At 74.7% G+C, this 20,777-nt stretch carries 20 protein-coding genes; 8 read left to right on the forward strand and 12 right to left on the reverse strand.

Annotated features, from left to right (window positions below; genetic code table 11):
• Nucleotides 1-612: hypothetical protein (locus Q6969_RS04570; RefSeq protein ID WP_317229374.1), on the reverse strand; the 612-nt coding region annotated here is incomplete at its 3' end.
• 151 nt (nt 613-763) lie between these two features.
• Nucleotides 764-1,024: a GlsB/YeaQ/YmgE family stress response membrane protein gene (locus Q6969_RS04575; protein WP_015491009.1), complete on the reverse strand. Its 261-nt coding sequence runs from the start codon at nt 1,022-1,024 to the stop codon at nt 764-766.
• A gap of 183 nt (nt 1,025-1,207) precedes the next feature.
• Here Q6969_RS04575 and Q6969_RS04580 point away from each other — a divergent pair, with 183 nt between their 5' ends.
• Nucleotides 1,208-1,717, forward strand: a complete 510-nt coding sequence (locus Q6969_RS04580) for a DUF427 domain-containing protein (RefSeq protein ID WP_317229375.1) — start codon at nt 1,208-1,210, stop codon at nt 1,715-1,717.
• A gap of 61 nt (nt 1,718-1,778) precedes the next feature.
• Here Q6969_RS04580 and Q6969_RS04585 read toward each other — a convergent pair whose 3' ends face one another.
• The 4 genes from Q6969_RS04585 to Q6969_RS04600 form a co-directional block, all read right to left on the reverse strand.
• Entirely contained in the window at nt 1,779-2,297 is a 519-nt protein-coding gene (locus tag Q6969_RS04585; protein WP_317229389.1) for a CoA-binding protein, read from the reverse strand.
• A gap of 236 nt (nt 2,298-2,533) precedes the next feature.
• Complete coding sequence (locus tag Q6969_RS04590) at nt 2,534-3,829, reverse strand: O-acetylhomoserine aminocarboxypropyltransferase/cysteine synthase family protein (protein WP_317229376.1); 1,296 nt, start codon at nt 3,827-3,829, stop codon at nt 2,534-2,536.
• 75 nt (nt 3,830-3,904) lie between these two features.
• On the reverse strand, nt 3,905-4,909 hold the full coding sequence (locus tag Q6969_RS04595; protein WP_317229377.1) for a putative sulfate exporter family transporter: 1,005 nt from the start codon (nt 4,907-4,909) through the stop codon (nt 3,905-3,907).
• Complete coding sequence (locus tag Q6969_RS04600) at nt 4,909-6,603, reverse strand: phospholipid carrier-dependent glycosyltransferase (protein WP_317229390.1); 1,695 nt, start codon at nt 6,601-6,603, stop codon at nt 4,909-4,911. The genes Q6969_RS04595 and Q6969_RS04600 overlap by 1 nt, the downstream gene beginning before the upstream one ends.
• Nucleotides 6,604-6,783: 180 nt before the next feature.
• Here Q6969_RS04600 and Q6969_RS04605 point away from each other — a divergent pair, with 180 nt between their 5' ends.
• Nucleotides 6,784-7,149 carry a DoxX family protein gene (locus tag Q6969_RS04605; protein ID WP_317229378.1) on the forward strand — a complete coding sequence of 122 codons (366 nt, stop codon included), beginning with the start codon at nt 6,784-6,786 and terminating at the stop codon, nt 7,147-7,149.
• A 52-nt stretch (nt 7,150-7,201) separates the two neighbouring features.
• Here the strand turns inward: Q6969_RS04605 and treS are convergent, their stop codons facing one another.
• Nucleotides 7,202-9,475, reverse strand: a complete 2,274-nt coding sequence (gene treS, locus Q6969_RS04610; protein ID WP_396335511.1) for a maltose alpha-D-glucosyltransferase — start codon at nt 9,473-9,475, stop codon at nt 7,202-7,204.
• A gap of 237 nt (nt 9,476-9,712) precedes the next feature.
• Here treS and Q6969_RS04615 point away from each other — a divergent pair, with 237 nt between their 5' ends.
• The 3 genes from Q6969_RS04615 to rsmI are packed head-to-tail and all read left to right on the forward strand — an operon-like array spanning nt 9,713 to nt 11,349.
• Nucleotides 9,713-10,225: an SRPBCC family protein gene (locus Q6969_RS04615; protein WP_317229379.1), complete on the forward strand. Its 513-nt coding sequence runs from the start codon at nt 9,713-9,715 to the stop codon at nt 10,223-10,225.
• A 3-nt stretch (nt 10,226-10,228) separates the two neighbouring features.
• Entirely contained in the window at nt 10,229-10,537 is a 309-nt protein-coding gene (locus Q6969_RS04620; protein WP_317229380.1) for a hypothetical protein, read from the forward strand.
• Nucleotides 10,534-11,349, forward strand: coding sequence for a 16S rRNA (cytidine(1402)-2'-O)-methyltransferase (rsmI, locus tag Q6969_RS04625; protein ID WP_317229381.1), 816 nt, complete (start codon nt 10,534-10,536; stop codon nt 11,347-11,349). Before Q6969_RS04620 ends, rsmI begins: the two co-directional genes overlap by 4 nt.
• 34 nt (nt 11,350-11,383) lie before the next feature.
• Here rsmI and Q6969_RS04630 read toward each other — a convergent pair whose 3' ends face one another.
• A complete protein-coding gene (locus Q6969_RS04630; protein ID WP_317229382.1) occupies nt 11,384-11,944 on the reverse strand; it encodes a CGNR zinc finger domain-containing protein in 561 nt (186 codons plus the stop codon).
• Nucleotides 11,945-12,017: 73 nt separating this feature from the next.
• On the opposite strand from Q6969_RS04630, the gene Q6969_RS04635 reads away from it, so the two are divergent.
• The gene (locus tag Q6969_RS04635; RefSeq protein ID WP_317229383.1) at nt 12,018-13,022 is read left to right on the forward strand and encodes a DMT family transporter; all 1,005 of its coding nucleotides are present in this window, start codon (nt 12,018-12,020) and stop codon (nt 13,020-13,022) included.
• On the opposite strand, the gene Q6969_RS04640 is transcribed toward Q6969_RS04635, so the two are convergent.
• Together Q6969_RS04640 and Q6969_RS04645 are read right to left on the reverse strand one after the other, a co-directional pair.
• Nucleotides 13,008-14,111 carry an aromatic acid exporter family protein gene (locus tag Q6969_RS04640; protein ID WP_317229384.1) on the reverse strand — a complete coding sequence of 368 codons (1,104 nt, stop codon included), beginning with the start codon at nt 14,109-14,111 and terminating at the stop codon, nt 13,008-13,010. The two genes, Q6969_RS04635 and Q6969_RS04640, sit on opposite strands and share 15 nt — an antisense overlap.
• A gap of 9 nt (nt 14,112-14,120) precedes the next feature.
• Nucleotides 14,121-15,065 (reverse strand): GNAT family N-acetyltransferase, encoded by a 945-nt coding sequence (locus tag Q6969_RS04645; RefSeq protein ID WP_317229385.1) that lies wholly within the window; start codon nt 15,063-15,065, stop codon nt 14,121-14,123.
• Nucleotides 15,066-15,166: 101 nt separating this feature from the next.
• On the opposite strand from Q6969_RS04645, the gene Q6969_RS04650 reads away from it, so the two are divergent.
• Both Q6969_RS04650 and prpB read left to right on the forward strand, forming a co-directional pair.
• Nucleotides 15,167-16,717 carry an MmgE/PrpD family protein gene (locus Q6969_RS04650; RefSeq protein WP_317229386.1) on the forward strand — a complete coding sequence of 517 codons (1,551 nt, stop codon included), beginning with the start codon at nt 15,167-15,169 and terminating at the stop codon, nt 16,715-16,717.
• Nucleotides 16,717-17,631, forward strand: coding sequence for a methylisocitrate lyase (gene prpB, locus Q6969_RS04655; protein ID WP_317229387.1), 915 nt, complete (start codon nt 16,717-16,719; stop codon nt 17,629-17,631). Before Q6969_RS04650 ends, prpB begins: the two co-directional genes overlap by 1 nt.
• A 42-nt stretch (nt 17,632-17,673) precedes the next feature.
• Here the strand turns inward: prpB and Q6969_RS04660 are convergent, their stop codons facing one another.
• Both Q6969_RS04660 and Q6969_RS04665 read right to left on the reverse strand, forming a co-directional pair.
• Nucleotides 17,674-20,253 (reverse strand): polynucleotide kinase-phosphatase, encoded by a 2,580-nt coding sequence (locus Q6969_RS04660; RefSeq protein WP_317229388.1) that lies wholly within the window; start codon nt 20,251-20,253, stop codon nt 17,674-17,676.
• On the reverse strand, nt 20,250-20,777 hold a 528-nt coding region (locus tag Q6969_RS04665; RefSeq protein ID WP_396335512.1), incomplete at its 5' end, for a methyltransferase. The genes Q6969_RS04660 and Q6969_RS04665, both read right to left, overlap by 4 nt.

Here is a 20,777-nt window from a genome sequence, read left to right on the forward strand (position 1 = left end):
GGCGGGCCCGACGGGGGCGCGGCCGCGGCGGGCGGCTCCCCGCGAGGCGAGCGCCAGCCACGTCCAGCCGACGGCGAGGCCGAGCATGGTGACGACGCCCCGCGGGAAGAAGATGTGGCTGTCGACGAACGAGACGGCGGCGACCACCGCGATCAGCGCACCGGGCAGCGCCCGGAGGCCCGCGTGCCGGATCACGAGCGCGCTCGCGAGCACGGTCACCGCGACGTAGGACCACACCCCGGTGACGACGATGCCGTCGGCGAGCGCGTACATGGTGGTCACGCCCTGGCCGCCCTCGAGCTTCAGGGCGCCGGCGGCGATGCCGGCGAGGATGTCGAGGGCCTGGTAGCAGACGGCGTACGCGAAGCCGAGGACGATCGCGACGACGCCGAGGCGGCGGTCGTGGCGGCGGGTGAGGAGGATCGGCGCGATGGCGAGCAGCGGGAAGACCGGGAGCAGCGCGATGTGCAGGTCGCGCCAGTGCACGGCGGTCGCGTCGGTCAGCTGGGTCGGGTGGCTGAGGCCCGCCGCGGCGAGGGCGAGCGGGGGCAGGGCCACGGCCACGAGGACGGCGGCCGTGCGCGAGCGGGTGGGGGCGGCGACGTCGGGCATGCGGTCATCGTAGGCACGCGCCGCGCACCGCCCCGGCCGGATCAGCGGCCCGACAGGAACGCGGTCCCCAGTCGGACAGGGGCGGGGATGCAGGGAGCCCCCGCCGCCGGACCATGCGGTCGGGCGACGGGGGCTCCGTGGTGCAGGAAGACTAGGCCTTCTTGCGGCCGACGATCGCGCCGTAGACCAGCAGGACGATGATCGCGCCGACGATGGCGAGCGCGAGCGAGCCGAGGTCGAAGCTGTCGACGCCCTTCCCGAAGAGGGCGCTGCCGATGAAGCCGCCGAGGAATGCGCCGACGACGCCCAGGATCAGCGTGACGATGATTCCGCCACCCTGCTTGCCCGGGAGGATCAGCTTGGCGAGCGCTCCGGCGATCAGACCCAGAACCAGAAAACCGATGATGCCCATGTGTTGCTCCTCAAAGATGTCGTGCTGTGTGACACCCGAATGCGGGTGGACGTGCCCCAGTCAAGCACCCGGGGGACTATTTGTGCAAAAACGTTTAGTGGATACGTCTTTACGCGGCGATGTCCTCCGGGCTGTCCGGGCGCGGGATCCGGGGCGCTCAGGAGCCCGCGGTACCGTCGGCGCATGCGCATCCCCCCTGTCCGCCGTCCCCGCGAGACCCCCGGCGAGGGGCAGGAGTCGGTCTGGGACTACCCCCGCCCGCCGCGCGTCGACCCGAGCGGCGAGCACGTCGTGATCGAGCTCGGTGGCCGGGTCGTCGCCGACACCCGGGCCGCGGTCCGGGTGCTCGAGACGAGCCACCCGCCCGTCTACTACATCCCCTCCGGCGACTTCGCCGCGGGGGTGCTCTCCTCCGCGGCGGGTCGCTCGTGGTGCGAGTACAAGGGCGAGGCGTCGTACCTCAGCCTCGCGGCCGGCGGGGTCACGGCGGAGCGGTCGGCGTGGTGGTACCCGTCCCCGACCCGCGGCTTCGAGCGGCTCGTCGACATGATCGCGGTGTACCCCTCCGCGATGGACCGATGCACCGTCGACGGCGTGACCGTCCAGGCGCAGGAGGGCGACTTCTACGGCGGCTGGATCACGCCGCGCGTGGTGGGCCCCTTCAAGGGCGCACCCGGCACGCTCGGCTGGTGACCGCCGGGTCCCGGACCGCGGGTGACGGCGCCGCACGCCATCGCGCCGCCCGGACCCGCCGCTAGACTGCGGCCTTCCGCGAGCTGATGACGCCGGTGTCGAAGCCGAGCAGGTGCAGCCCGCCGTGGAAGCGCGCGTGCTCGACCTTGATGCAGCGGTCCATGACGACGGTGAGGCCGCGGGCCTCGGCGTCCTCCGCCGCCTCCTGGTTCCAGATGCCGAGCTGCACCCAGATGACGGGCGCGCCCACGGCGACCACGTCGTCCACCACGGACGGGATGTCGCTCGCCTTGCGGAACACGTCGACGATGTCGGGCACCTCGGGGAGCGACGCCAGGTCCGGGTACGCCCTCTGGCCGAGGATCTCGGTCGCGTTCGGGTTCACGAAGTAGACGCGGTAGCCGCTCGACTGCTGCAGGTACGTGCCGACGAAGTAGCTGGACCGCGCCGGGTTCGGGGAGGCGCCGACGATGGCGACGCTCTTCGCGCGGCGGAGGATCGCGAGGCGCTCCTTGGCGCTCGGGCCCGTCCAGGTGCCCTCCGACCGGAGCAGCGCCGCGAGCGGGCTGGAGCGGGGGATGGCGCAGGTGAGGCCGTTCTGGAGCTGCGTCGTCTGGGTGCCGTCGGCGCCCGGGTCCTGCACGGGCTCGACGACCTCGGCCGGAGCGGCCGCGGGGACCCGCGCCTCCGCGGCGTCGCCGGCCGCGCGGTCGGCGGACTCCTCGGCGGGGTCGAGCGGCGCGAGGTCGGCGGCGTCCGCGGCCGGGTGGGGAGTGGATCCGGTGCGCTCGGGCGGCACCCCGCCGGTGTCGAAGCTCACTTCGCTCCCTCCGTGGCGGCGTCGAGCGCCTGGTCCAGGTCGTGGATGATGTCGTCGACGTCCTCGATGCCGACGCTGATGCGGACGATGCCGGGCAGCACGCCCGCGTCGACGAGCTGCGCCTCGCTGAGCTGCGCGTGGGTCGTGGAGGCCGGGTGTATGACGAGCGTCTTCGCGTCGCCGATGTTGGCGAGGTGGCTCGCGAGCTCGACCGACTCGATGAAGCGCTGGCCGACCGCGCGGCCGCCCGCGACCTCGAAGGTGAAGACGGATCCGGGCCCGGTCGGCAGGTACTTGCGCGCCCGCTCGTGGTGCGGGTGCGCGGGGAGGCCGGCCCAGTTGACGGCGGTGATGCGCGGATCCCCGTCCAGCCACTCGGCGACGCGGCGCGCGTTGTCGACGTGCGCCTGCATCCGGTACGGGAGGGTCTCGACGCCCTGCGCGAGGAGGAACGCGGAGTGCGGCGCGAGCGCCGGCCCGATGTCGCGCAGCTGCTCGGCGCGGAGGCGGGTGAGGAACGCGTACTCGCCGAAGTTGCCGGTCCAGTTGAGGCCGCCGTAGCTCGGCACGGGCTGGTCGAGCAGCGGGAAGCGCGCGCTCTCCCAGTCGAAGAGGCCGGACTCGACGACCACGCCGCCGAGCGTCGTGCCGTGCCCGCCGAGGAACTTCGTGGCCGAGTGGATGACGATGTCGGCGCCCCACTCGATGGGCCGGTTGAGGTACGGCGTGGCGATGGTGGAGTCGATGACGAGCGGGACGCCGGCCGCGTGCGCGACCGCGGCGAGGCCCTCGATGTCGGCGATCTCGCCGGACGGGTTCGCGACCGTCTCCGCGAAGACGAGCTTGGTGCGGTCGGTGATGGCGGCGGCGTAGTCGGCCGGGTCGCTCGACTGCACGAACGTGGTCTCGACGCCGAAGCGGCGGAGGGTCACGTCGAGCTGCGTGATGGATCCGCCGTAGAGGTTCGCGGAGGCGACGATGTGGTCGCCGGCGCCTGCGAGCGACGCGAAGGTGATGTACTGCGCGCTCAGCCCGCTGGCCGTGGCGACCGCGCCCAGGCCGCCCTCGAGGCTCGCGACGCGCTCCTCGAACGACGCGACCGTGGGGTTCGACAGGCGCGAGTAGACGTTGCCGTACTTCTGCAGCGCGAAGCGCGCGGCGGCGTCGGCCGTGTCGTCGAAGACGAACGCGCTCGACTGGTAGATGGGGAGGGCGCGCGCACCCGTGGTGGCGTCGGGGATGTTGCCCGCGTGGATCGCCCTCGTCCTGAACCCGTACTCGCGATCGACCATGGGGTCACGCTAGCCCGGGATCCCGACGGTTCCCCGGCCGCGGCGTAATGCGGCGACATGCGGGCCCGGCCCCGGTCAGGACAGGCGCACGGCCGCGAGCGCGAGGCCCGCGACGAGCGCCCAGGAGAGGAGCCCCGCGGCCAGCGCGGAGCCGCCCTGGCCGACGAGCTCGCGGAGGCGCACCGCGGATCCGAGGGCCACGAGCGCCACGGCGAGGAGCGCGGTCTGCGCGACCTGCGCCGCCTCGAGCACGCCGTCCGGCAGGGGCACGAAGGTGCGCACCAGCACGGCGGCGAGGAAGCCGACGACGAACAGCGGCACGATCGGCGGGCGCGCGGCGCCCTCGACCCGGCCCTCGCGGCGGCGCATGACGACGCCGGCGACGGCGACCACGGGCGCCAGCAGGAGCACGCGGGTGAGCTTCACGGCGATGGCGATGGTGAGGGCCGCGGATCCGGCGATCTGCGCGGTCGCCACGACCTGGCCCACGTCGTGCACGCCCGCGCCCACCCAGTGCCCGAAGGCCACGTCGTCGAGGCCGAGCGGCCCCGCGAGGGGCGGCAGGACGGCGATCGCGAGCGTGCCGCACAGGGTCACGAGCGCGACGGGCGCGCCCTGGTCGGCCGGCTTCGCGCGCGTGACGCCCGCCATCGCGCCGATCGCGCTCGCGCCGCAGATGGAGAAGCCGGTGGCGAGGAGGAGCGGCTGCTGCCCCGGCATGCGCAGCGCGCGGGCGATGGCCCAGGTGCCGGCGAACGACAGCACCACCACGGCGACCACGAGCAGCACCGCGCGCCAGCCGAGGCCGACGATGTCGGAGAGGCCGAGCTGCAGGCCGAGGAGCACCACGCCGATCCGCATGAGCCGCTTCGACGCCAGGGTGAGCCCCGGCTTCAGCGGGCCCGTGAGGGCGGGACGCGCGGCCGGCACCTGCGCCGCGACGATGCCGAGCGCCACCGCGACCGTGAGCAGCGGGATCGCCGGGACGAGGGCGTGCACCCCCCACGCCGCGAGCGCGGCGGCCGCCGCGGCGGCGAGACCGGGGAGCGCGGGGTGGAGGCGGGAGGTCGTGGCGGGCATCAGATCCAGCCCGAGGGGATCCAGGCGTGCAGGCGCCAGAACCAGGTGGGGATGAGCTGCCCGGTCCACAGCGGGTAGAAGAAGGCGCTCACGAGGACGCATGCGACGAGCACCGAGCCCACGATCACGACGCCGCGCGTGCGCCGCGGCCGCGGATCCGTCCGGTCGCCGAGGACCATGCCGAGCACCATCGCGAGGCAGAGAAGGAGGTACGGCTCGAAGGCGATCGAGTAGAACTGGAAGACCGTGCGGTTCACGTACAGCAGCCACGGCAGGTAGCCCACGACCATCCCCATGAGCACGAGGCCCACGCGCCACTCGCGCCGTGCGGCGAGGCGGTAGAGCAGGTACAGCATCGCGGCCACGGAGAGCCACCAGGTGAGCGGGTTCGCAATCGACGTGATCGACGCCGAGCACGCGTCGATCGTGCAGCCGGCCTCGCCGGGGCCGTAGGCCTCGTAGTAGAACTGCGTCGGCCGGTAGAGCAGCAGCCAGAGGCGCGGATCCGCCCGGTACGGGTGCGTCACGTCGAGCCCCACGTTGAACTCGTACTGCTGCGACAGGTAGTGCCAGAGGCTCTGCACGGGCAGCGGCACCCATCCGAGGCCGCCCTCCCAGGCGTTCCGCCCCTCCGCCGCCCAGCCGCGGAAGTACCCGTTCGAGGTCGCGAACCACCCCGCGTACGACGCGAGGAACGCGGCGACGGCGGGCGGCACGAGGAGGAGCGCCGAGACGGGGCCCTGCATCACGGCGCCGGCCGTGAACCAGGCGGCGAGGCCGTGGCGGCGGCGCAGCAGCATGTCGGTGAGCACGGCGTAGAGGCCGAAGCCCGCGAGGAAGAAGATCCCCGACCACTTCACCGAGCTGGTCGCGCCGAACGCGATTCCGGCGGCGACCAGCCACGGCCGCCAGAGGACGACGGGGCCCCACTCGAGCGGGCGCGCGCTCTCGGGCCGGGCGTCGCGCCGGAGGGCGAGGAGCCGCTCGAAGCGCCGCTCGTGCCAGGTGCGGTCGAGGAGCATCGCCCCGAAGCCGAGCAGGCCGAAGAACATGACGTGCGTGTCGAGGAGCGCGACGCGGCTCATCACGATGGCGTGGCCGTCGATCGCGAAGAGGAGCCCGGCCATCGCGGCGACGACCGCGGAGCCGGTGAGGCGGCGGGCGATGAGCATGAGGACGGGGACCGCGAGGGTGCCGACCACGGCCGTGGCGATGCGCCAGCCTACCGGGTCGCCCGCGCCGAAGACCGCGAGGCCGAGCGCGATGACCCACTTGCCGAGCGGCGGATGCGCGACGAACGCGGGCGCGATGAGGTACTCGTCGGTCCGGCCGGCGATGAAGTCCGGGTTCGGCTCGTTCGGCCACGAGCCCTCGTAGCCGAGGTGCAGCAGCGTCCACGCGTCCTTGACGTAGAAGGTCTCGTCGAACACGAGGGTCGCCGGGTGGCCGAGGCTCTGGATGCGGAGGACGGCCGCGAGCAGCGTGATGAGGATCGGGGCGCCCCAGTGCCAGGCGCGGCGGCGGCCGGGCGTCGAGACGAGGCGCGCCCAGGCGTCGTCGAGGCGGGATCCGCGGGCGGTGAGCGCGCGCTCGTCGGCGCGGCGCGACACGCGCGTGGGGGCGTCGAGGGCGACGGCGGATCCGTCCACGGGCATGCGCTCGTCGGCTGCGTGCTCGGCAGGGCGGTGGGGCATGTCGGGCACGGCTCATCATCGCACGCGGGTGCGCGGCGTCCGGGGCGCCGGGGCCTTCCGCGGCTGGCGCCGGACCGCGGCGGCACGACGGGCCCGGTCCGCGTCCGCCTCCCCGTCGACACGGCGGACGCCCGGCGCTACGGTCGGCATGTCCACCGGCCGCGCACGAAGGGGGATCCCGTGCTCATCGTCCTCTGGGCCGTCTCCGCCATGCTCGCCGTCGCCATGCTCGGCGCCGGGATCCTGAAGCTCGTCCGCTCGCGGGAGGCGCTCGTCGATGGCGGGATGCCGTGGGCCGAGGGCTTCCCCGCGGCCGCCGTGAAGGCGATCGCCGCCCTCGAGGTCGTCGGGGCGATCGGCCTGGTCCTGCCCCTCGCCACCGGCATCGCGCCGGTGCTCAGCCCCGTCGCGGCGGTCGGCCTCGCGGTGCTGATGACCGGCGCCGTCGTCGTGCACGCCCGCCGCCGCGAGCCCGTCGTGCCGCCGCTCGCGCTCCTCGTGCTCGCGCTCGCGGCGGCCGTGCTGGGGTTCGTCGTCCTGGGCTGACGCCCGGCCGCCGTGCTGGGGTTCGTCGTCCTGGGCTGACGCGCGGCCGCGCCTACCGCGCGGCGTCGTCCTCGTCGGGCTCCTGCTCCTCGTCGAGCAGCAGGAACAGGCCCGCGTAGGGCTCCAGCTGCACGGGGAAGCTGGACAGGTCGTCGACCTGGCCGATGACCTCGTCGGTGGTGGCGTCCCGCACCGCGCGGCGGCTCGGGAGGTGCTCGGAGCGCACCGTCGCGAGGATCGACTCGCCCGTGAAGTTCAGCACCGTGAGCTGCAGGCGGGCGTCGCCCGACGGGTCGCCGTTGTCGAGGCGGTGCACCATCACGAGCATGCCGGGGTGCCCGACGTCCGGCACGTCGAGCTGGGTGCCGACGGCCACGTCGAAGCGCTCGCGCACCTCGAGCACGCTGCGGAGCCCGGACGCGAACGACGCCGGGTCCTCGATCTGCGCGGGGAGGGATCCGTACAGCGAGCGGCCGCGCGGCATGCCGGCGCCGGACGCGGTCGCCTCGGGCGCCGCGTCGAGCAGGTCGTGGCCGCCCCGGTGGACCCAGCGCGTGTCGCCGCCCTCGATGAGGTCGGCCACCTGGGACGCCTGCAGCGGCAGCACGCCGAGCAGGTCCCACGCGGAGAGGGCGAAGACGCCCGGCTGCCACGCGTTGAACTTCGCCAGCAGGAGGTGCGCGGCGCGGATCCCGTCCACGTCGTCGTCCCCGATCGCGTCGAGGGTCGCGAAGCCCTGCGCGGCCGCGATGACCGAGGTCGTGGTGCAGGCGATGCCGTTGGTCGTGAACACGTGGTTGTAGTCGGCGCTGTCGCCCGTGAGCTCCTCGAGGAGGTCCCCGCGGATCGTCTCGGCGAGGTCGGCGCCCGTCATCTCGTCGCCCCGGAAGGGGAAGACGTCGGCGCAGTGCTCGGTCGCCCAGTGCACGAGCTCGTACGTGAGCTCGTCGTGGTTCTGCAGCGCGTGCACGAGGGTGACGGGCTCGACGCCCACCTCGAGCGAGGTGCGGAGCGTGAGCCGCAGGAACTCCGTGTCGCCGGTCGCGAGGGCGTGCTGGTACGCGGGCCGGTTGATGAAGTCGTAGGAGAGGTCGGCGCCGACGCGGCCGGTGTCGCGGATGTCCTCCATCGTCAGGTTCAGCTCCTGGAAGGAGAAGCCGCCGACCTTACGCACCATGCTCGCGATGAGGTGGTTCGCCGCCTCGGAGAGCGGGTGGCCCTCGGACCAGGCCGGCCCCTCGACGCTCTTCTCCACGCCGAGGAAGCCGTTCGCGTCGAGCCGCAGCGCGCTCGCGCCGAGGTCGCCGAGGGAGTGCAGGGCGTCGCCGATGACCATGCGCATGCCGGCGAACGTGGGGTCCAGCCAGTTGATGGAGGGCTGGCCCTGCTTGAAGTAGTGCAGGTACACCCAGCGGCGGGTCCGGCCGTCGACGCCGAGCACGGGCGCGGTGGCGCTCCAGTTGGTCTCCTTGACGCCCGGTGCGTAGAAGATGACGCGCTGCAGGCGGCCGATGATGTAGCCCTGGTCGGCGAGCGCCTGCTCGGCGGCCACGTCGAGGTTCACGGCGTCGCGGCCGGGGAGCACGTCCGGCAGCAGGTGCCAGTCCTCCTCGGGGATCTCGACCATGTGGTAGATCCCGGGGAAGTCCTTGTAGCCCATCTCGGCGAGGCGGAAGTCGGCGCCCTTGCCGGTGTGGCCGGGCACGATGTCGTCGATGACGCTGCCGCCGTGCTGGTCGGCGACCTCGGTGAGGCGGCGGAACTCGTCCTCCGTGCCGAAGGCCGCGTCGATCTGGGTGCTGATGCGGTCGAAGTGGCCGTCGACGCTCGCGGTCTGCGACCACTCGGTGATGCCGCCAGCGAGCTTCACGGGGCCGGTGTGCACGGCCTCGATGCCGATGCGCTGGAAGATCTCCCACAGCTGCGGGTCGCCGAGGGCGGCCAGGTACGACTCGCCGCCCTTCGTGATGAGCGAGATCGGGTAGGCGGTGAACCAGACCGACGCCGTGTCGATGGCGCGGCGCGCGTCCGGCCGGGCGTAGGGGTTCGACCACATGCTCGGCGAGCCGGAGAGCCCGCGGCTCAGCACGTCGGCGTCGCCGAGCATCGACTGGCGGCGGAGCCACTCCACGTAGGAGGGGTTCGACGCGTCGGCGGCGCGCGGGTCCGACGACGAGCGGCGGATCCCGCTGGCCCGCATCTGCGGCCGGGAGCGCAGCCGTGCGGGGCGCGCCGGGAAGCGGTTGTCGTCGTACGTGATCTCCGTGGGCTCCGGCTCGGGGACGGCGTGCGTCTCGATGGCGTCCGTCGGGATGGCGTCGTCCACGTGGTGCTCCTCGCAGGTGGTGGTGGTGCGTCGCGCCCGGTCCGGGCGCCGTCGGCCCCGCGGGGCCGCTGCTCCGAGCGTACGCAGGATGGGGAGCGCCGTGCGCCCGCCGCGGTGCGCCGGTCGCGGCCGGGCGGTCGGGTCGCCCGGATGCCGGAGCCCGGAGCGGCGTCGCGGCCGGGTGGACGCGGGGGCGCGGGGAGGCCGCCGCGCCGACGCGCGTGCCAGCATGGGGCCGTGCCCGTCGTCGAGTCCCGCCGCATCGTCCCCGTCGCGCCCGAGGTCGCGTTCGCCGTCTCCCAGACGCAGGGCGCCGTCCGGAAGCGATGGGATCCGTTCATCGCCCACCAGCACCTCATGGGCGGCGCGACCGAGCCGGCGAAGGGCGTCCGCACGTTCACGGTCTCGCGCCTGGGGCTGAGCATGGTGAGCGAGTACGTCTCGCACCAGCCGCCCACGAACGTCGGCATGCGCATGACCCAGGGGTCGTGGTTCTTCGCCCGCATGGGTGGCGGCTGGCGCTTCGCGGCCGCCGAGGGCGAGCCGGGCCGCACGCTCGCGACCTGGCGCTACAACTTCGCCTGCCGGCCCGCCTGGCTCGCGCCGGTCGCCGAGCGGATCGGCGCGTGGATCCTGCAGCGCGACATGGACCGGCGCATCGACGGGTTCGCGCGCGGGTGCGCCGACCCGGTGGTGCTCGCCGCCGTCGGTGCGGATGCGCCCGCCGCGGACGCGCCCGCCGCGGGCTGACGCGTGTTCCTGCGGCGGGAGCGGCGATGGCCGGACACCTGGGGCCTCATCGCCCTCGGCGTCGTGCTGTGCGCGGTCTCGATGCTCGGTCTCACGGGCGCGTTCGGGGAGATCCGGAGCGGCGGAAAGCTGGACACCGTCGTGCTGCTCGGCGTGCCCCTGGGGCTCCTCGCGATCGGGGCCGGCATCGTGAACGGGATCCGCGGCCGGAGCGGCCCCGGTGGCCCCGGGATCGACGACCCCGCGGTCGAGGGCGACGCCGAGGCGACCGGCCGGGATCGCCCCGCCCCGGATGGGATGATCGAGCGGTGATCATCCTCGGCGCGACCCCCATCGGCAACCTGGGCGACGCGTCGCGGCGGCTCGTGGAGGCGCTCGGCTCCGCCACCGTCGTCGCCGCGGAGGACACCCGCACGACCATCCGCCTGCTCGGCGCGCTCGGCGTCGAGAACCGGCCGCGCCTCATCGCGCTGCACGACCACAACGAGCAGGAGCGCTCCGCCGACCTCGTCGAGCTCGCGCGCGAGACCGACGTGCTCGTGCTCTCGGACGCCGGCATGCCGGCCATCTCCGACCCCGGCTTCCACCTCGTGGAGGCCGCGGCCGCGGCGGGGGTCCGCGTGACCGCGCTGCCCGGGCCGAGCGCCGTGATCACCGCGCTCGCCGTCTCCGGCCTCCCCACCGACCGCTTCGCGTTCGAGGGCTTCCTGCCGCGGAAGGGCGGCGACCGCCGCCGCGTGCTCCGCGAGCTGGTGCGCGAGCGCCGCACGATGGTGTTCTTCGAGTCGCCGAACCGGCTGCACGCGTCGCTCGAGGACGTCGTCGCCGAGTGGGGCCCCGACCGCCGGCTGGTCGTCTGCCGCGAGCTCACGAAGCTGTACGAGGAGGTGCGCCGCGGCACCGCCGCCGAGCTCGCCGCCTGGGCGGCCGAGGGCGTGCGCGGGGAGATCGTGGTGGTCGCGGAGGGGGCCGCGGCCCTCGAGGTCGACCTCGCCACGGGCGTCGCGCAGGTGCTGGAGCTCGTGGCCGACGGCGCCCGCCTCAAGGACGCCGCGGGCACCATCGCGGAGGCGACCGGCCTCGGCAAGCGCGACCTGTACCAGGCGGCGCTGCAGGCCCGGTGATCCCGGCGGCCCCGGCCGCCGCGGGCGTCGTCGCCTAGCCGGTCGGATCCTGCGCGCGGCGCTCGCGGAACGCCACCATGTTCATCCGGTTGCCGCAGCGCACGCTGCAGAACCGCTTCGAGCCGTTGCGCGAGAGGTCGACGAGCACGCCGTCGCAGTCGTCGGCGGCGCACACCCGGAGGCGGTCGGTCGCGTCGGAGCGCACCACGTCGACGAGCGCCATCGCGGCCTCCACGAGCACGCGGTCGGCGAGCGGGGCGTCGTCGGGCGTCGCGTGCAGGTGCCAGTCGAGGGCGTCGTGCCGGACGAGCCGCGGGGAGGCCCGGTGGCGGGCGAGCAGCTCGTTGACGGGGTCCACCATGGCGTCGCGGTCCAGGGTCCAGATGGCGCGCAGCCGGGCGCGGGCGTCGTGCACCTCGCGGAGCTCGCGCTCATCGCGGTCGAATCGGCCGGAGAAGCCGTTGCGGGTCATCAGGTCGGCGAGCTGCTCCGGGGTGGCCAGCAGGTCGAGCCCGGTCCGGGTGGCGCGCGGGGCCGTGTTGAGGATGACGGCGTCGAACGTGAGCACGTCCTCCGTGTCAGGGGCGAAAAGCAATTTGACTCCTTATCCACGACGAGTCTAGCGTCAGGAGCGTAGGCCGCATGGCCCCTGACGAGACGAGTGCACCATGGAACGCGGCCACCTCACCACCGGACTGGTCCTCGCGGTCGTGGCCGCCGCGTCCTTCGGGCTGTCGGGCGCCTTCGTGAAGCCGCTGCTCGCCGCCGGATGGAGCCCGGTCGCCGCCGTGACGCTGCGGGCGCTCATCGGCGGGCTGATCCTCGCCCCCGTCGCGCTCGTCCAGCTGCGCGGCGACCTGCGGCCCGTGCTGCGGGCGTGGCGCCGCGTGCTCGGCATGGCGCTCGTGGGCGTCGCGGGCGCGCAGGTCATGTACTTCGCGGCCATCGAGCGGATCCCGGTCGGCACGGCGATCCTCATCGAGTTCATGGCGCCGCTGCTGCTCGTGGCGGTGGCGTGGGCGATGAGCGGGCGGCGACCCGCGGTGCCCGTGCTCCTCGGATCCGTCGCGGCGGCGGGCGGGCTCGCGCTCGTGGTGTCGCCGTCGGGCGGCGGGGCGCTGGACCCCGTCGGGCTCCTCTTCGCCGTCGGCGCGATGGTCGGCTGCGCGGGCTACTTCGCCATCGCGGCCCGCGGCGCGGACGGGCTGCCCCCTGTGGCGCTCGCCGCAGCGGGCCTGCTCGTCGCGGCGGTGCTGCTGGCGCTCGTGGGCGTGACCGGGATCCTGCCCTTCACCGGATCCGTCGCCGACGTCGTGATGCTCGGCAGCGTCGTCCCGTGGTGGGTGCCGATGCTCGTGGTCGGCGTCGTCGCGACGGCGCTCGCCTACGGGGCGGGGATCACCGCGGGCGGCATGCTCGGATCCCGCCTCGCGTCCTTCACGGGCCTCCTCGAGGTGGCGGCGGCCGGCGCCTGGGCGTGGCTGCTGCTCGGCGAGGCGCTCACGGCGCTCCAGCTGGTCGGCGGGCTGCTCATCGTGGCGGGCATCGTCGCGGTGCGCTTCGACGCGCGGGTGGAGGGGCTGCCCGGCGGCGGGGAGACCGGGACCGCGGCGGCCGCGGTCGCGGGGGCCGGGTCGGCGGCCGGATCCGGGCCCGCGCTAGGGAGCCGGTGACTCCGCCGCGTCCACGGGCTCGAGGTGCCGCAGCACGCGCTTGAGGTGCATCGCGGTGAGCACCCCGGGGCCCATCGCGCGGCCGAGCTCCTGCGACCGGCGGTCCACCGCCTCCACGAGCAGGCGCACCCGCCGGGCGGCCTCGCCCATCGCGCGGTGCCGCTCGGGGGAGTCCGGGTCGTCGAGGTCGAGCACGTCGGCCACCGCGTGGCAGGCGTCGCGGACGGGAGCGGCGACGTCGCGGTCCAGGGCGGACGCCCCGCGCTGCTGCCAGATGGTGTCGGCGAGCGCCGCGGAGACGTCGCGCACGTGCCAGACGATCTGGTCCATCGCCTCGAGCCGGGCGTGGTCGATGCGCACGTCCCGCTTGTTCACGAGCGCCCGCGGGTTGCCCTTCCGGCTCTCGTCGGCCTCCCGCAGGTCGGCGCGCACGGCCCGCGCGGTGTCGGCGAGGCCCTCGCTCGCGCGGATCCAGTCGGCGTGCGCGGGCGGCGCCTCGGACTCCACCGCGTCGCCCACCTCCCGGAGGCGCTGCGCGACCTCGTGCTGGAAGGCGCTGATGCGGGCGCTCGCCGCCCCGCTCGACAGCCGGGGGACGACGAGCACGTTGACGAGGAGCCCGGTCACGACGCCCACGGCCATCTGCGCGACGTAGCCGAGCGAGTACTGGTCGGCGTCCTGCCCGCCGATGATGAGCACGAACAGCGCCGCCATCGGCACGTACTCGCGGCCGGCGCCGAACCAGCCGGAGCCCGAGAGGATCACGCCGATGCCGACGATCACCGGGATCGACCACCACGACGGGCCCGTGGTCATGATGACCGCGGTCGCGAGCAGGATCCCCGCGGCGAGCCCCAGGAGCGTCTGCAGCCCCGTCCGCGCCGATCCCATGAGCGTCGGGTACATGCTCACCAGCGCGCCGAGCGGCGCGTAGTAGGGGTACTCGCTCGCGACGCCGGGCACGTAGGGCGCCACGGCCCAGGCGATGCCGACCGCGAGCGCGGTCTTCGCGGCGAGGATGAGGCGGCCGGGGGAGGTGGCCGCGCGCCACGCGGCGACGACGGCGTCCGGGACGCGATGGGTGACCATGCCCCGAGGCTATCGACGCGGGGAGGGCGCGACCGGGCCGGCGGTCGTGCCGCGACCGGGCGCCACGAGCCACGCGTCCACCGCGTCCTCGCGCTCCACCCGGAAGCCGGCCCGCTCGTACAGGCGCCGGGCCGGGCTGCCCTGCAGCACGTCGAGGCGGAACGGCCGACCGTCGTCGTGCCGGTCCATGAGGTCGGCGAGCACCTCGCCGCCGATGCCGCGGCCCTGCGCGGCGGGGTCCAGGTAGAGGTGCTCCACCCACCACGCGTCCGGCTCCTCGCGGCAGGCCACGAGTCCCGCGTCGCGGCCGTCCACCCGGATGACGGAGGTGCGCTCGGCGGCCCATCCGTCGAGGAGGCGGCGCCGGACCCGCATCGGATCGAAGCGCCCGAGCCGCTCGAGGTCGGGGCGGAGCACGACGGCGCGGAGCTCGGCCATCCAGCCGGCGTCGTCGGGGAGCGCGGGGCGGAGGATCCAGCGGGGGAGGGGTCCCGCCGCCCGCCGGAGGTCCCTCTCCATGCAGACGCTCGTCGGATCGGCCGCGTACGGGCCGAAGCGGGGCACGTGCCGGTAGCCGGCGCGCTCGTAGAGGGCGATCGCGGCGGTCTGCGGGAGGCCCGTCTCGAGCCGCATGAGCGTCGCACCCGCGTCCCGGGCGGAGGCCTCCGCCGCCGCGAGGAGCGCCCGCCCGACGCCGAGGCCGCGCGCGGCGTCGGTGACGAACACCCGCTTCAGCTCCGCGGACCCGTCGCCGCCGTCCACGACCGCCGCCGTGCCGAGCGCGCGGCCGCCGTCGCGCGCCACGAGGAGGACCACGCCCGGACGCTCCAGCGCGGCGACGTCGAGCGAGTGGTAGCTCTCCGCGGGGTACAGCGCGAGCGCGTACTCGTCGGCCTGCCGCAGCAGCGGCAGCACGTCGTCGCGGCGGGGGGACTCCGGGGAGACGGTGAGCACACGCCAGCGTAGGACGGGCCGAGCGGTGGATACGCTGGACCGGTGCCGCGCGGACGAGGTCACGAGCCCTCCACGTCCGGCGCCCGACCGTGAGGAACAGCATGCAGATCCACCGCGTCCGCGTCCACCGCAGCGACGAGGCCCTGCCTCCCGGGGAGCAGCTGGCGGGGCGCATCGCCGCCGTCGCCGCGGATCCCGTCGAGGTCGACGCCGACGTCACCGAGATGATCGTCAACCGCATCATCGACAACGCCGCCGTGGCGACCGCGTCGCTCACCCGCGCGCCCGTCGTCGCGGCCCGCGCGCAGGCCCTCGCGCACGGACCGTCCACGGGCGGTGCCGGCGCGACGGTCGTGGGAGCGGATCCCGCCACCCGCGTGAGCGCCGAGTGGGCCGCGTGGGCCAACGGCGTGGCCGTGCGCGAGCTCGACTACCACGACACGTTCCTCGCCGCGGAGTACTCGCACCCGGGCGACAACATCCCGCCGATCCTCGCCGCCGCGCAGCACGCCGCCGCTGCCGGCCGTCCCGACGGCCGCCCGATCACCGGCGCGGACGTCGTGCGCGGCATCGCGACCGGCTACGAGATCCAGGTGGACCTCGTGAAGGCCATCAGCCTGCACGCGCACAAGATCGACCACGTCGCGCACCTCGGCCCGTCGGCCGCCGCCGGCATCGGCACGCTCCTCGGCCTCGACGCGGAGACGGTGTTCCAGGCCGTCGGCCAGGCCCTGCACACCACCACCGCGACCCGGCAGTCCCGCAAGGGCGCCATCAGCACCTGGAAGGCGCACGCGCCCGCCTTCGCCGGGAAGATGGCCGTCGAGGCGATCGACCGCGCCATGCGCGGGCAGACCAGCCCCACGCCCATCTACGAGGGCGAGGACGGCGTGATCGCGTGGCTCCTCGACGGCCCCGGCGCCGGCTACGACGTGCCGCTGCCCGGGCCCGGCGAGGCCAAGCGGGCGATCCTCGACACGTACACGAAGGAGCACTCGGCGGAGTACCAGGCGCAGGCGTGGATCGACCTCGCCCGTCGCCTGCACCACGCGCACCCGGTGCTCGCCGACGCGGACGCCGTCGACCGCGTCCTCATCCACTCCTCGCACCACACCCACGTGGTCATCGGATCCGGCGCCAACGACCCGCAGAAGTACGACCCGCGGGCCAGTCGCGAGACCCTCGACCACTCGATCCCGTACATCTTCACCGTCGCCCTGCAGGACGGCGCCTGGCATCACGTCGACTCGTACGCGCCCGAGCGCGCCGGCCGCCCCGACACGGTCGACCTGTGGCGCCGCGTCACGACCACGGAGGACCCCGAGTGGACGCGCCGCTACCACTCCATGGACCCGGCGGAGAAGGCGTTCGGCGGCCGCGTCGAGATCCGCCTGACGGACGGCTCGACCATCGTCGACGAGATCGCCGTCGCCGACGCGCACCCGCTCGGCGCCCGCCCGTTCGCGCGCGCCGACTACGTCGCCAAGCTCCGCACCCTCGCCGACGGGGTGCTCGAGGAGGCCGAGGTCGAGCGCTTCCTGGCGCTCGTCGAGCGCCTGCCGGAGCTCGCCGCCGACGAGCTCGCCGGCCTCACCGTCACCGCCCGACCCGGCCTCCTCGAGCGCGCCGGCTCCCCGAAGGGACTCCTCTAGTGCTGCACTCCGCCCTCACCGCCGCCGCCAAGCGCCGCGCGTTCCGCGAGCGCCTCGCGAGCGGCGAGCTGATCCGCATGCCCGGCGCGTTCAACCCGCTCTCGGCCCGGCTCATCCAGGACAAGGGCATGGACGGGGTCTACATCTCGGGCGCCGTGCTCTCCGCCGACCTCGGGCTCCCGGACATCGGGCTCACCACCCTCACCGAGGTCGCCGGGCGCTCGCAGCAGATCGCGCGCGTCACCGACCTGCCGTGCCTCGTCGACGCGGACACGGGGTTCGGCGAGCCGATGAACGTGGCCCGCACCGTGCAGATGCTCGAGGACGCGGGCGTCGCGGGCCTCCACATCGAGGACCAGGTGAACCCGAAGCGCTGCGGCCACCTCGACGGCAAGCAGGTGGTCGACGAGTCGACCGCGCTGAAGCGGATCCGCGCCGCGGTGGACGCCCGCCGCGACCCGGACCTGCTGATCATGGCCCGCACCGACGTGCGCGGCGTCGACGGCATGGACGCCGCCGTCGACCGCGCCCGCGCGCTGGTCGACGCGGGCGCCGACGCGATCTTCCCCGAGGCGATGGCCGACCTCGCCGAGTTCGCGGCCATGCGCGCCGCGGTGGACGTGCCGATCCTCGCCAACATGACCGAGTTCGGGAAGAGCGAGCTGTTCACCACCTCCCAGCTGCGCGACGTGGGAGTGGACATCGTGATCTACCCGGTCTCGCTGCTGCGCCTCGCGATGGGCGCCGCCGAGCGCGGCCTCGACGCGATCCTCGAGGAGGGCACGCTCGCCGGGAGGGTGCCCGAGATGCAGACCCGCGCGCGCCTCTACGAGCTGCTCGACTACGCGGGCTACAGCGCCTTCGACGAGGACGTCTTCACCTTCACGCTGGAGGGGAACCGCGGCGGGGCGTGATGCCGGCCGGTCGCGTCCGCAGATGGGCGCGACCAGCCGGCGTCACAGCCGCGGGTCCACCGGCTCGGACTCCATCGCGAGCACGCCGAACACCGCCTGGTGGACGCGCCAGGTCGGCTCACCCGCGACGAAGCGCTCGACGGCCTCGATCCCGAGCGCGTACTCGCGCAGCGCCATCGACCGCTTGCGGCCGACGTCGCGGTCGCGCAGGCGGCGGAGGTTCGCGGGCTCCGTGTAGTCGGGGCCGTAGACGATGCGCAGGTACTCGCGACCGCGCACCTTGATGCCGGGCTGCGCGAGCGACTTCCGGCCGCGGACGAGGCCCCCGGTCGGCTTCACGACCATGCCCTCGCCGCCCGCGGCCGTCAGGTCCTCCCACCAGCGCGTCGCGGCCGCCTCGGACTCGGGGGACCCGAGGTCCACGGAGACGGAGCGGGTCGGGATCACGAGCCCCGGATCCGCGGCGGCCAGCCGGTCCGCGAGCTCCAGGTGCCAGGCGTGGTCGCGCGCGACGTGCGTGGCGCCCTCGGTGGCGAGGAGCTGGAACGGCGCGAGCCGCACGTCCTCGAGGCCCGTGCACGGCGCCGCGTGGCGGCGGTAGGCGGCGACGTACGCCTCCGCATCCGCGGCCCGGGCGCGCGTCCGGTCCAGGAGGTCGGCCACGTCGACGCCGGCGGCCGCGGCCCGCTCCAGGGTGCGGACGGCGGCGGGCAGCGCGGCGGTCGCGGCGGCGCCGACGGACGCGTACTGCTCCCGGATCAGCGGTCCCGCCTTCATCGACCACGGCAGCAGCTCCGCGTCGAGCAGGATCCACGACGTGTCCAGCTCCGCCCAGAGCCCCGCTGCCTCGACCGCCGCGTCCAGCCGGGCGAGGAGCGCATCGGTCTCGCCGGCATCGAGGAACGGACGGCCCGTGCGCGTGTGCACGACGCCGCGCCAGCCCTCGGGCGCGTCGAACCGCGCCGCGTCGCGGGTGAGGAGCACGACCGCGCGGGATCCCATGTGCTTCTCCTCGCAGATCACCCGCTCGAGCCCGTCGCGGCGGTACGCCTCGAACGCCTCGGCCGGGTGCTCGAGCACGTCGTCGTGCGCGGACGTCGACGGCGGGCTCATCGTCGGCGGCAGGTAGACGAGGTGCCGCGGGTCGATGGCGAAGCGGCTCATGGTCTCGAGGGCGCCCGCCGCGGCGTCCTCGCGGATCCCGATGCGGCCGGCCGCGCGCGTCTCCACGACCTGCTTGCCGAGGACGTCGTCGATGCGGAGGAGGCCCGGATCCCGCGCGGGCACGGCGGGCGCGCTCGCCGACCGGTCCAGCGGCGCGACCGGCTCGTACCAGACGCGCTCGGCGGGCACGGAGACGACCTCGCGCTCCGGCCAGCGGAGGGCGCTCAGCTTCCCGCCGAAGACGCACCCGGTGTCGAGGCACATCGTGCCGTTGACCCACTCGGCCTCCAGGGTCGGCACGTGCCCGTAGAGCACGGTCGCGGATCCGCGGTAGTCGGCGGCCCACGGCAGGCGCACCGGCAGGCCGTACTCGTCGGTCTCGCCCGTGGTGTCGCCGTAGAGCGCGAACGACCGCACGCGTCCGGACGCCCTCCCGTGGTACGCCTCGATGAGGCCGGCGTGCGCCACCACGAGGTCGCCGCCGTCGAGCACGAGGTGCGAGACGAGCTCCCGGCAGAAGCGCTCCACGTCGATGCGGAAGGCCTCGTCCTCCTCCGCGAGCTGGGCCAGCGACTCGCCCAGGCCGTGCGCGACGGTCACCTTCTTTCCCTGCAGCGCCCGCACGAGCTTGGCCTCGTGGTTGCCGGGGACGGCGAGCGCGTGGCCGGCGCGCACCATCCCCATCGCGAGCCGGAGCACGCCCGGGGTGTCGGGCCCCCGGTCCACGAGGTCGCCGAGGAACACGGCGCGGCGGCCCTCGGGGTGCTCGGCGTCGACCGGCCGGCCGCGCTCGTCGCGCCGGATGGCGTAGCCGAGCTGCTGGAGCAGCGTCTCGAGCTCGGCGCGGCAGCCGTGCACGTCGCCGATCGCGTCGAACGGGCCGCGCTCGGAGCGGCGGTCGTTGAGCAGCGGCTCGACGGTGAACCGCGCGGCGGCGACCTCCTCGACGCCGCGCAGCACGTGCACCTTCCGGAAGCCCTCGCGACCGAGGCCCTTCAGCGACCGCTGGAGCTGATCGTGCTGGCGCTTCACGACGGACGCGCCGAAGTCACGGTCGGTACGGGCCGCGTTCCGCTCCACGCAGACGCCCACGGGCACGTCGAGCACGATCGCGACGGGCAGGACGTCGTGGTCGCGGGCGAGCTGCACGAGCGAGCGGCGGGACTCGGCCTGAACGTTCGTGGCGTCGATCACCGTGAGCAGCCCGGCCCGCAGCCGCTGGGACGCGACGTGGCGGAGCGCCTCGAAGGCAGCCGGGGTCGCGCTCTGGTCGTTCTCGTCGTTCGAGACGAGTCCGCGGAACACGTCGCTCGAGAGGACCTCGTAGGGGCCGAAGTGCGTGCGCGCGAAGGTGGACTTGCCGGATCCGCTCGCGCCGACCAGCAGCACGAGCGACATGCGGGGAAGGGGCAGGGCGGGCGCAGCCTCGGGCGTCACGGCGGCGGGTGCGTCGGTCATCGGGAGACGGCCTTCCGGAAGAGGGCGAGCTGGGTGGGGGAGCCGTGGACGGGATCGGCCTCGCCGACGGGCCGCATCTCCACGTGGTAGCCGTGCCGGTCGGCGACGCGGGCCGCCCAGGCGGCGAACTCGGCACGGGTCCACTCGAAGCGGTGGTCGGGGTGCCGGAGCGCGCCGGCGTCGAGACCCGGGTAGAGCGCGTTGTGCTCCGCGTTCGGCGTCGTCACGACGACGGTGCCCGGGGCGGCGGATCCGAAGACCGACGACTCGAGGGCGCCGTGCCGGTCGAGGTCCACGTGCTCGATGACCTCCATCAGCACGATCGCGTCGAGACCGGCGATGCGCGGGTCCTCGTAGGTCGCCGAGGACTGCAGCAGAGCGACCCGCTCGCGCACCCGGTCGCTCGCGTCCCGCAGGCCGAGGCGCCGGGCCGCCGCCTCCAGGTCGCGGACGCCGACGTCCGTGCCGACGAGCCGCGTGAACGCCGGGTCGGGCGCCAGGTGCGCGAGCAGCGCGCCCGAGCC

It is taken from the genome of Clavibacter sp. MX14-G9D (genome assembly GCF_032917815.1).
Classification (GTDB): Bacteria; Actinomycetota; Actinomycetes; order Actinomycetales; family Microbacteriaceae; genus Clavibacter; species Clavibacter michiganensis_K.